This is a genomic window from uncultured Subdoligranulum sp. (assembly GCF_937890665.1).
Map to the genome: position 1 here is coordinate 1 of NZ_CALADU010000146.1, position 10,577 is coordinate 10,577.

The following is a 10,577-nucleotide window of genomic DNA, read 5'->3' on the forward strand; positions in this document are numbered from 1 at the left end:
CCACTCGTCATAAGATTTTCCCTTGCCGTCCGTTTCGATTACGGACAGCCGATTTTCTCGGCAAAGTTCATCGGAAGTTTCGCGAATTCCTTTATAATAGGTATTGAAATCGCTTCGGAACATTCTGCCATCAGCGTAGGATACAGAATTTACTACAATATGGATTATGCAGATGCCCTCGGTCAAGGTGGGTTGATACAGTACATTCAAATCGATCTGCGAGAAAGCGCTGCACAAACTCGCAGCCGATTTGATGCACTTGGTCGGGCGTGGCTTCGCCGGGCGCAAAACTTTGTATAATATGATAGGCCAAAATGTTGCCGTCTTTTACAGGCTTGCGCCAGCGTGTTTTGGTTTCAATCATAATTTCATAGGCGTTTTGCGGTATACAGTTAAATCCGCTTACATATAGTTGGTGTTCGGTTTTGTCATTGTTTTGAGTGTAGTTAAGCAGCTTGTTCAAGTCCTCCGCACTCCGGCGCTCGGTTTTCATTGGATTGCTTGTGTAGTCTAAACACAGATTCAAGTTCGACTTCACCTTAATAATTTTGGTATATGCCATATCAAAGACTATCCCTCACACAGCGCCACATATCTTCCAGTAGGCTTTGCGCTCTGTCCAACTGCGAAGCACTTACTCGGCCTGTCGCATTTGCAACGTGGGTCAACTGATTCAAATTGTTGCCGATGGCCGACAACTGCTGGCGCAGTTTGTTGTAGCTGTCGGGTGGTGCGGGTTTGATTCTGCACCCATCCACCAACGCACGGACAAACGGCTCCATTTTCATGCCCGCAATTTCGCACTTTCCTTTTAAGGCTGCATATTCTTCTTCAGTAAAGCGGACAGTCAACTGCTTTTTTCGTATTGCGATAATCGCGCACCTCCTTTTTTTGTAAAATACGGCGGCAAAGTCCACGGGGTCTTAGGGGGGCCCCCTAACAAGTGGTCGTTTTGCTGTCATGACAGCAAAATGACATGCTTGCTCGTACTGTGCCATAGGCACAGTACGCCGCCTGCTGAAAATCACCACGGCAGTTGCCGCCTCTTTCGGGTCGCATAACGTTCGACACGACGAGCCAGCCGAAACATATTAACCCGGTCACGCAGGCTGTATTCCATCGCCGTGACCTGTACACCGTGCTGCATAAGCCGCTTGAAAAAAGAGTACAAGTGGCGCTCCTTGCCGCTGACCTGACGCATACGGCAGATGTAAACCCGGTCAACTTTTCCGGCCTTAATTTGCCGCAGCATATCACGGTAGCCGGGACGCAGCAGCCAGCCGCCGCGTTCGTCGATGCTCCCACCGACAATATCACAGCCGTCATGCAGCGCCTGCATTGAGCAAACTTTATAGCTGTTCATTGTGCCATCGTAGTCGCCGGGAATTCTCGCGTACACCCACGCGCGGGGTCTTTTCTGTTCGTCCATTGTTCACCGTTCCTCATAAAAACTTAGTTGTTCGCCCTCCTGCCGAAAGCGTTCGTCTATCTCACGAAAAGTGCGTCGCCAACTAAAACGTTCGGTGGGTTTATTCGGCACGTCCTGTAATTCAAGCAAAAGCTGCCAGAGTTCGGGGTGGTATCTGTAGAGATGCCGCAGTTCGCTGATTGATGCGTTCGGGCAAAACCAACAACCCCCGCGTTTAGTGAAGTCATACAGCGGGGACAGCAGCCCCTCAGCTGCGCACATAGACCTCGCTTCTGGTTCGGCCACATGGTACTTGTCCAGCAAAGAAATCTGACCGGGCTTTAATCGTGCCAGTCGCTTGGGTTCATCTGCGGCGATGCCGATGTACTGCACCGTGTCCGGGGGCAATGCCTTCTGATATGCCTTGATCGGCGGCAGCTTGCAATCCCGCTGAATTGTACAGCGCCCACTCAGAGGAAATCCCGAAAGCATCCCCTTGGTTTTTCCTCGCGTGACAACATGGTAAAAGCAGGATAGATAGGTCTTTTCGGAGCGCAAAACCCGTGTCGGGATGCCGCGCTGTTCAAAATACGGGATTGCTGTTTCGTGGATAAATCGGTTGTGTTCGGGCAGCTCGCCGGATATTTCCTCGCTGAACATGACCTCGCAATACACAAGTTCGTCCAGCGGTTCACCATGCTGCAAGGCCAGCAGCGCGGTGGCGATACTGTCTTTTCCGAAACTGCAACTTAAAATGTGTTTTGCCATCTTCTCTCCTATAAAAATAGGGAGGGACGCGCGGTCCTCCCCGTAAAAAAGTATATTTCATTTTCCGATTATTCCTTAGTCCTCGGTGTCCTCGTCATCATCGTCACGGGGCGCAATATCTTTGCGGCGGGCGCTCTTGTGGACCAGAACGGCCAGCCCTGCAAGAGAGATTCCCGCAATCGCCAGCAGCAGCCCCAACGGAGAATTATCGCCGGTCTTAGGAATTGTCAGCAGCGGCGTGGGGGTTGCAGTGGGTGCAGCGGGCGCTGGGGTCGTGTTCGGCGTGGGCTGCGGAGTATGGTCCGGGGTCGGCGTGTTGTCGGGGGTAGGTGTCGGTGTGTCCTCGCGGGCATCTTTCATTACCACGGTCTGCATCTCGCCGGTGGGCAGAACGGTAAAGTCGATACTTTCTGCAACCTTGTAGCCGTTGGGTGCGGTGATTTCCGTCAGTGTATAATCTCCTGCTGGCATCTTTTCCACATAATGTGGTTCGTTTGTGGAAATCCAACGGTCAATCTCGGTGCCGTCCTTGTCCTTGATAACCAGTTCTGCGCCGGGAAGTTCTTCGTTGGTGGTGATATCTACCTTGGAAATTTTCACCTTGATGGTATCATCAAACATTTCAAAGGTCTGCACCTCACCTGTGGGCAGTACCTCAAACTCCACACGTTCCGCAATGGCATAACCGTCCGGGGCAGTCACCTCGGTCAAAGTATACTTGCCAGCAGGCAGCCTTTCCATGTGGTGCGGTGCATCGGTAGAAACCCAGCGGTCAATTTCGTTGCTTTTTTCATCGGTAAGCGTAAGTTCTGCGCCGGGAAGTTCTTCGTTGGTGGTAAGGTCTTTCTTGGAAATCTGCACCTTGGTAATATCATCCTGCATAATAACGGTGGCATCGTCCAGCAGTTTCCAGTCATCCCACTTCCAGAACAAAATGTTCTTGGTGGTCAGATAGTAAACTTCGCACTCCTCCAGAGGATTGCCGTCCCTATCGGATTTCTGAATCAGGCGGAACGTAATATTATCGGCCAGTGCGTACCCATCAGCGGCGCGGATCTCCGTCAGTGTGTAAGATTCACCGAAATGCAGTCTGGTCACGCGATGCGGCTCATCGGTGGACACCCATGTGGTTACGGTATTGCCGTCCATATCCTTGATAGCAAGGGTCGCACCGGGCAGTTCCTCGTCGTTGGTAAGGTCGCGCTTGCTTACCCATATTTCCGTAGGCTTATTGGAACAAGTGTTATCCAGCACCATGACAGTCTGTGCGTCATAGGTGAAAGTAACCTCCATCGGCTCCTCGTTGACATAATAGCCGAGAGGGGCGCGGAGTTCCTTGACGATGTAATTACCGCTGTTGGTGGTGGCGTCCTTGCGGATGCTGCTGCCGTACTGCTCGCCGCGGATGGGAATATCGCAATCGAAGTAGGTGGTGCCGTCCGCATTGGTTTCGGGGCTGGTGGCTACCAGCTCACCAGCTGCAAAAACAAGGCCGCCGTCTGCATCATAGATGTCATCGGCGGTGTATAGGTTAAATACAGCACCGGCAAGATATTTGCCGCTTTCCAGATCAGTTTTGTAGATGCCGACCTTTGCCTTTTCGCGCTCGTTATGGAATTCAACAGTGTCTGCCGCAACAATTTCCTGCGTCTGGTTGTCCCACGCAAGGGTCACATCAAAGGCAGCGTCCGTGCCCACATAGCCATACGGTGGTTTGGTTTCTGCAATGTTGTAGCTGCCCAGCGGCAGGGTCACGCTGACCTCGCCAAGCGTGCCATCGTGGATGACGGACAGGAAATCATAGGTCGCCGCCGTGCGCGCAGGGGCAAACACGGCCGTGTCGGCGGTGCCGTCACCGGTCGTAACGACCGCCACCACATCGCCCTTGGCGTACCAGAGCGTGCGGTTGCCGTAATTGTCAAGCTGGCGATCCTGCGTGTAGATGTCCTCGGCTGCCGTGATGGTGTACTCGGCACCGGCCAGCGGGCGGGTTTCGTAGGTGAAATTGCCATTCTCCGCTTCGCCGGTCATCCACGGGTCAATGCCGTCCGGTTCAGACTGCCACCCGGTCAGCACCTCGCCGGTCTTGCGGATGGTCAGCTTGCCGAGGGTTTCGTGGTTGGAATACTTTTCGCCAATCACCAGCGTGTCCATGCCGTTTTCGTTCTTATCGCCGGTCGCTTGATAAATGCGGTCCGTGGTAATGGTGAAGTCAACGTAGTGGCTTGCATCGGCAGCCCACGCATTGTAATAGCCGTTGGGTGCGGGAGTTTCCACAATGCGATACTTACCCAGCGGCAGTTTTTCGGGCAGGGTCAGGATGCCCTCGGCGTTGGTGTAGAAGGTGGTGACATTCTTGGTCAGATGTCCGTTTACGGTGTCAGTCATACGCACCAGCTTTGGCGCGCCGTTTTCTAAGCGGTAGTTGCCGTCATCGTCCAGATAGTAGATCTGGAACGCCGTACCCGGCAGCAGCACGGGCTTGCCGGTTTCCTCGTCAATTTTGGTGATGCGCAGGTAAACCTCGATTTGCTCGTCCAGCACGGTGAATTTCTGGTAAGAATCCGAGCCGACAATTTCACTGCCCTTGGGCGTTGCCATCGCACTCATCGGGCTGTTGCGGTCAATGACCACCAAGTACGGCTCCGCCTGATACAAATCCTTGGGAACGGTGGTTTCGACCACCAGATAGGTGCCGTAGGGCAAGCCCTGCACACGGATGTTGCCGGTATCGTTGCTGAAAATTTCCGCCAAACGGTACTCGTTGGCGGTACCGGTGGGCTGCCAGCCGTCGCCCTTGCCGTTTTTGTTGTCGCCCGCAGCGGTCAGCGTCTTGTTGTAGGCGGCAATTTCGGCGGCGTTGACCTCGTAAGTTTTGGCAACCGCCTGTCCCTCATCGGAAAAATCCCACTTGGGATGGTCGTTGTTGTAGTTTTTGTCGAGGTAGCAGTCCAGAATGCTTTGCAGGCTGTAGGCACCCGTCTGGCTTTGGGTGAACTGTGCGGCTTTGGACAAATCGGACACCAGATAAAAGGTAAAGCCCGCGTCCTCCAGCTCCTGCCCGTTGGATTCGCCGCTGGAAGAAATGATTTTGCTGATTTCCACATTGCCCTTGGCAATCTGGTCTTGGCTTTCGGTTTGGGCATTATCGCGGTGGATGTGGTAGTTAGCCTTGTACACGGTGTTGTCATCGGCAAAGGTGGTTTTCTCTACATACCAGCCCTCGTCCATATAGGTGGGGCTGATATAATAGTTGTGTTCATCGCACAGATAGCCGTTGGCAAAGGAAAGCGAATAAGCATCATAGGTCCAGCTGCCATCCAATGCCTTGCCCTTGGCGATGGTGCTGAACTGGTTTTTGTACACCCAATCGGTGTACTGCCCGCCGCTGCTTGCCAGTGCCGTGACCTGCCCGGTGGCTGCCTTGGTGCGGCTGTCCACGGTGGGATAGGTCCCAGATACAGCAAGAGCGCCCTCACGCAGCGGAATGACCGTGCCGGTGGAGCGCTCTACCACATAATATTTGCCGAGGTACAGGTTTGCGAAGGTCAGCCAGCCGTCCTCGATTTTGGCGCTGGCTACCAGATGGTCTTTTTTGAGCACCGGCAGGTAATCCGATACCCACTGCCCGCCGTTGTCGCGGATGGTCGTGTGCCAGATGGGATTACCGTCTGCATCCACGATTTTGGAATAGTCCACAACGCCGGTCACACCGTCCGGGTGAGTGATGTCCTCGGCAGCGTAGAGGTCGTACACGGCACCGTCCAGCGTGGCGTTGCCGTGATTTTCAACGTACTTTGCAGCGTCCAAGTCCACCTTGGAAATGCTGATCTCACCCAAGGTGCGGTCGTTTTTCATGACGCCGTCCGTGGCGGTGGTGGTGTAGCTGTCCTCGTTAGCGGCGTTGCCGCTGTTGTCGGTGTTGTAGCTGCGGTTAGGGTTCTTGTACACATTGGAAATCGTGACAGTGGTTTCCACACCACCACTGGTCACCAGCTTGGTGCCGCCCTTGTCGGCTGTCAGGATGTCGGCGTTGTAGTTGGCATTGTCCAGCCAAAGCACGGAATTGTTATTGTTCTGCGTAATCTCGATATAGTAGGCGCGCTTACCCAAGGGCGTTCCTGCCGTGCCGGGGTGGTCGATGTCTGTCCAGTCGCCAAAATATCCGGCAGGGGCTTTGGTTTCCACAAGGATGAACTTGCCCTGATTGCGCTGGGTGTAATACAGCGTGTGGCGCATCGCGTCATTGACGGCATAGGCAGCGCTGTTGATGACCGCATAGGTGCCATCTCCCTGACGCTGCACGCTGTAGGTGTTGTAACCGCCGGCGGGCTGGCATTTGCCGGTCACCACATCCCACTGATAGATCTCATACTGGGCATCGGCTGCGATCTGGCTGCCGGTTTCACTGTCGGTTTTCTTGAGGTTGATCTGCAAACTCCACTCGTCATTTTTCATGACATAGTCATTGTTGGTGTTTGCGGGTACCGAAATCGTTTGGCTGCTGCCGTTCGTGCCCCAGTACTTGCCGAATCCATACGGTACTGTGATTTCCTCATAGCGGAACTGGATGCTTCCCAGCTGCGCTTTGGCCGCTGCTATAGCATTGTTGACAGCGTTCTGGGCCTCACCCTGTAATTCCGCAATGGCGGCGTCGCGGGCGCTGTTGGCGGCCTCGTCGGCAGCCTCCTGCGTGGTGAAAGGACCAACCTGTCCATTGCGAGTGCCTGATGTTTTGGTAACAGCATAGTGCAGACTCCAGCTTGCGCCTGCATCGCCGCCGTTCTTCTGGTAGTTGTCATCGGCGGTATGACCGCTGGTGGTCACCGTTTGCTTTCCGGCAGGACTGATAGACCAGCTGCCGCCGTCAATGCTGCCGGATTTGGTGATGGGCTCAATCTCGATGGTCGCGCCGTCCACCTTTTCCTGCGTTTTCAGCTGGATCTTATCCGTGCGGATTCCATAGGAAAAATCAAAACTTCCGCTGGCGGTCTGAGCCGGTGCCTCCCAGCTGGCGTAGTATTCCTGTACAACAGGTTCCGGCTCAGGTTCCTCCTCACCGATCTCAGGTCCGATCAGGGCAACGGTCTGCCACCCTGCGCGACCGGGATTGTAGATGTAGGTGTAGTACCCGCGGGCAGAGGCGTAGGTTTCCACGCCGTTCAGCAGCTCATCGGCAGAGGCAAGATAAATTTCCGCGGCAGTGCTTTCAGGGAAGTTTTCGATAATATACATCTGCACATCGTCATAAATTGATGCGCAGAAATCTAAAAGAGAGATTTCTTCACCCTCGTCAGCGGAAAAAACAGCGGGCAGATCGTCCGCATCGCTCAAAGCGAGCTGGTTCAAGCCGCCCCAGATGCGAATCTGGTTGCCGTAGTGGTCACCGGGGATGCACTGGTCTGCGTTGACCGTGGAAGTGTTCACATAGGTGTATGTCGGGCATCCCGCAGGTTGTCCGTTGGCACCGTGGGTGCAGCAGTAAGCGGGTTCGCCGTTGAACCAGATCAGCCAAGTGCCGTTGACCTTGGCAACTTTGGTGATTTTGCCGCTTGTCACCGCAGGGGTGGGGCGCTCGGCAAAGGCGGCAATTTCGCTGTCGGGGAAAGGATATTCAGCAGTCGCATTGCGGTCAATGGTCACCTGTAAGGTTTTGGTCAGGCAGCTGCCGTCCGGCGCGGTATAAACCAGCTGCGCGGTAAAATCTGCATCTGCCTGTACATACACACCCAGCACAGCAGCAGAGGTTTCGCTGTACTCATTGTGCAGCAGGCTTTCTGCGTTTTCGGCGGGTGCGCCGTAGTAGTCCAGCAGGGTCACACCGTCCGGCAAAATCAGATCAAGGGCACTGCCATCGGCGGGGTACTCCACCTGCGCCAGAATCGGCACAATGGCGTAGTCGGTATCTTCCAGCAAGGGCGCTGCCAGTGTAAGATTGTCATTGTCCAGCGCCTCGGCACTGAGATAATTGGTTTGTTCTAAATCGGCATCCCACGCGCCAAGCCCGATTTTGGTTTCACCGGTCGCCACCGGCAAACCGTAGCTGCCAATGTAGGAGCCTGTGGGGGCGTCCGGCATATCCTGATACAAAACCTCACCGTCAAAGATGTAAGGCTCGTTTTCTTCAGCAGGCTCGTCCGTGGTTGGTGCTGCGCTTTCCTCGGTAGCTGCTCCGGGGTCGGGGCTGCTGGCATCGGTCTGCCCGTTGTCTGTTTCAGACGGCTCGGTCTGCTGCTCCATCTGCACGGTTTCCTCGGTGGGCTGCGGTGTGGGTTCCTCCGCAAACGCTGCACCGGGCAGCATGGAGCAGAGCATTACCGCCGCCGCAAACAGCGCGGTAACGCGATGCTTCAATTTATAATGTGTTTCTTTCATTGTGAAATCCTTTCAAAACAGAGATTTTTTCACGAAAAAAAGCGCCTGCAAAATGCAGACGCTGCGGTTATCTTTCGGGGGTATCCTGAGCGGGCTGGGCTTTGGCTCTTTCAAATTTTCGCACTTGGTTTACAAAACCGTCCAATAGGCAGGTACGCGCTTGTAGGTCAGCGTAGTAACAGGAACGATCAAATCCACGGCGATCCATATCTTTGATCGTGCGAATGGAATCTGCCCATTCTCTATTTGTGCGCGAAATGCGACCATCTCCATCACGGGTTTGAATGGCCGCTGCCAACACATATTTTGTGCGCTCCAAACCATATTCCGCCACTACCTGTTCAACAGCGCCAGCGCCCAGCCGCATACCATCAAAGCGCTGTGCAAGCGCTGCGTCAATCTCGTCCCGACACCTTTCATTCAAGTGGCAAGACGCATGGTACTGCTGCAATTCGCCGTGTTCGCGGGCATAAGTGACGGACTGTCGATATACTTTGGGTGGGTTCTGCTGCTGCTCCTTTTTCAGCAAGTCATCTGCACGGTCTTCCACGCATTGAGCCACAATGCTCATATAATCGGTTTCCAGCTTGGAAAAATCCTTATACACATCCGCCAGCGGCGCGGGAGATTTCAGCAGCGCCCGCACCTGTGCAGGGGTGAGGTTCATTTCTTCCGTTGCCAGAATAATGTCCTCACGGACGCTGTACTCGTAGGCGTGGTGTAAAATTTCTTCTGGCGGCTGTGCGGTCAGCCATAGGCAATAGGCGCTCTGCTCCACCCGCATTTTTTCGCAGAGCTGCTCCTGCAGGGTCATTCTTTTACCTCGCACACCAAAGAATTGGTTTCCAGCACATGACGCCAAAAATCGACCTGCCTGTCATAAGACATATTTTCATAGCAGACATCAATCAGCGTTGCATACAGCTTTTCCTCATCTTCAGGGGAAATGGCAAGAGAAATATTGTTTTGCGAACAATAGCACAGGTAATCAACAAGGTCGCCCATAGTATCTGCACCGCTGTTCTCCAACAATTCTTCCCACTCGTGCGGAAAATCGAGATCTTCCAGCACAATATCCACCGTGTCGTCACACATAGGAATGCTTACGGTTACTTCCTCTCCCGGATGCGGGCTGAAACAGTCCAAAATAGGTAAACAGCCAGCGTGTCCGGCTGCATCTGCCAGCGTGTTTGCCAGCAGACTCATCATTTCATCGTGCGTCATAAAATCCTCCGAAGCAGATAAGATTCCACAAAAATTACGACTGCATACTGAATAAATCACTTCGTGTATGCAAATCATTCAACGTCTCTCCATTCCAAGGAGTTGTTTTCAAGCATATCTTCCCAAAATACCATCTTGCCGTCCATGTCCATATTTTCATAGCAGATTTTGAGCAATGCAGTAAAAAGAACATCATCAGCACTTGAATTTTCGGATTTGTTTTTGTTCAGATAATCGGCAACGTCTCCGATCGTTTCAGCACCAATTTTTTTCAGTAACGGTTCGCACTCCTCCGGCCAGATTTCGCTGCCAACCGGCATGATGCGCATAACAGCGTCAACAGGATACTCTATGCGAGTTTTATCCTCCTCGCACTGTGAGAAACCGTCTATAACACTAATACAGCCCTCATACCTTGCCTTTGTAAGCAGGGTCAACGCTAATTCTTCAATAAGTTCGTCATAAATCATGTTTTCCTCCAATAGAAAAAGCGCCCACAAAAGTGAGCGCCCAGATAAAATATTCGGTTATGAGAACATCGGCAAACTTCCGTTTGCTGTATCCGTTTTCAGAATGGTGATCCAGTTGCTTTTGCCGTAGAGAAACCGCACGATATGCACGGTTTGCGTGGCATCGTCCACCGTATAGAACGCAAGGTAGTTCATAACGATGGTGAAGCGGATTCCCCACAATGAAAGCAGTTTGTCGGAAACGACTTCAAATTTGTGCGGGAATTCTGCCAGCGCACCGATTTTTTCGTCGGCCACATCCAACAGCTTGTCGGCGGCAGTTGGATTTTTCA

At 53.2% G+C, this 10,577-nt stretch carries 10 protein-coding genes; all 10 read right to left on the reverse strand.

Translation table 11 applies throughout. From position 1 onward, the window contains the following. A partial coding sequence (locus tag Q0526_RS18805; protein WP_366522061.1) for a hypothetical protein occupies nucleotides 1-123 on the reverse strand: 123 nt, incomplete at its 3' end. 7 nt (nucleotides 124-130) lie between these two features. Then, nucleotides 131-562: a relaxase/mobilization nuclease domain-containing protein gene (locus Q0526_RS08520; RefSeq protein WP_298732513.1), complete on the reverse strand. Its 432-nt coding sequence runs from the start codon at nucleotides 560-562 to the stop codon at nucleotides 131-133. Between the two features lies 1 nt (nucleotide 563). Then, the gene (gene mobC, locus Q0526_RS08525; protein WP_298732515.1) at nucleotides 564-917 is read right to left on the reverse strand and encodes a plasmid mobilization relaxosome protein MobC; all 354 of its coding nucleotides are present in this window, start codon (nucleotides 915-917) and stop codon (nucleotides 564-566) included. 107 nt (nucleotides 918-1,024) lie between these two features. Beyond that, a complete protein-coding gene (locus Q0526_RS08530; protein WP_279033920.1) occupies nucleotides 1,025-1,429 on the reverse strand; it encodes a recombinase family protein in 405 nt (134 codons plus the stop codon). A 3-nt stretch (nucleotides 1,430-1,432) separates the two neighbouring features. After that, nucleotides 1,433-2,176: a phosphoadenosine phosphosulfate reductase gene (locus tag Q0526_RS08535; protein ID WP_215693198.1), complete on the reverse strand. Its 744-nt coding sequence runs from the start codon at nucleotides 2,174-2,176 to the stop codon at nucleotides 1,433-1,435. Between the two features lie 75 nt (nucleotides 2,177-2,251). Beyond that, nucleotides 2,252-8,551 (reverse strand): SpaA isopeptide-forming pilin-related protein, encoded by a 6,300-nt coding sequence (locus tag Q0526_RS08540; protein ID WP_298732526.1) that lies wholly within the window; start codon nucleotides 8,549-8,551, stop codon nucleotides 2,252-2,254. A gap of 67 nt (nucleotides 8,552-8,618) precedes the next feature. Next, entirely contained in the window at nucleotides 8,619-9,365 is a 747-nt protein-coding gene (locus Q0526_RS08545; protein WP_298732528.1) for a DUF3849 domain-containing protein, read from the reverse strand. Continuing rightward, nucleotides 9,362-9,775 carry a hypothetical protein gene (locus Q0526_RS08550; RefSeq protein ID WP_215693195.1) on the reverse strand — a complete coding sequence of 138 codons (414 nt, stop codon included), beginning with the start codon at nucleotides 9,773-9,775 and terminating at the stop codon, nucleotides 9,362-9,364. Before Q0526_RS08550 ends, Q0526_RS08545 begins: the two co-directional genes overlap by 4 nt. Nucleotides 9,776-9,849: 74 nt before the next feature. Next, nucleotides 9,850-10,245, reverse strand: coding sequence for a hypothetical protein (locus tag Q0526_RS08555; protein WP_279033913.1), 396 nt, complete (start codon nucleotides 10,243-10,245; stop codon nucleotides 9,850-9,852). A 57-nt stretch (nucleotides 10,246-10,302) separates the two neighbouring features. Further along, on the reverse strand, nucleotides 10,303-10,577 hold a 275-nt coding region (locus Q0526_RS08560; protein ID WP_298732533.1), incomplete at its 5' end, for a type II toxin-antitoxin system RelE/ParE family toxin.

Bases quoted from the DNA above. Each gene is read 5' to 3' on its own strand.
- Q0526_RS08520 (WP_298732513.1), bottom strand. From the start codon at position 562: ATGGCATATACCAAAATTATTAAGGTGAAGTCGAACTTGAATCTGTGT.
- Q0526_RS08530 (WP_279033920.1), bottom strand. From the start codon at position 1,429: ATGGACGAACAGAAAAGACCCCGCGCGTGGGTGTACGCGAGAATTCCC.
- Q0526_RS08535 (WP_215693198.1), bottom strand. From the start codon at position 2,176: ATGGCAAAACACATTTTAAGTTGCAGTTTCGGAAAAGACAGTATCGCC.
- Q0526_RS08540 (WP_298732526.1), bottom strand. From the start codon at position 8,551: ATGAAAGAAACACATTATAAATTGAAGCATCGCGTTACCGCGCTGTTT.
- Q0526_RS08545 (WP_298732528.1), bottom strand. From the start codon at position 9,365: ATGACCCTGCAGGAGCAGCTCTGCGAAAAAATGCGGGTGGAGCAGAGC.
- Q0526_RS08550 (WP_215693195.1), bottom strand. From the start codon at position 9,775: ATGACGCACGATGAAATGATGAGTCTGCTGGCAAACACGCTGGCAGAT.
- Q0526_RS08555 (WP_279033913.1), bottom strand. From the start codon at position 10,245: ATGATTTATGACGAACTTATTGAAGAATTAGCGTTGACCCTGCTTACA.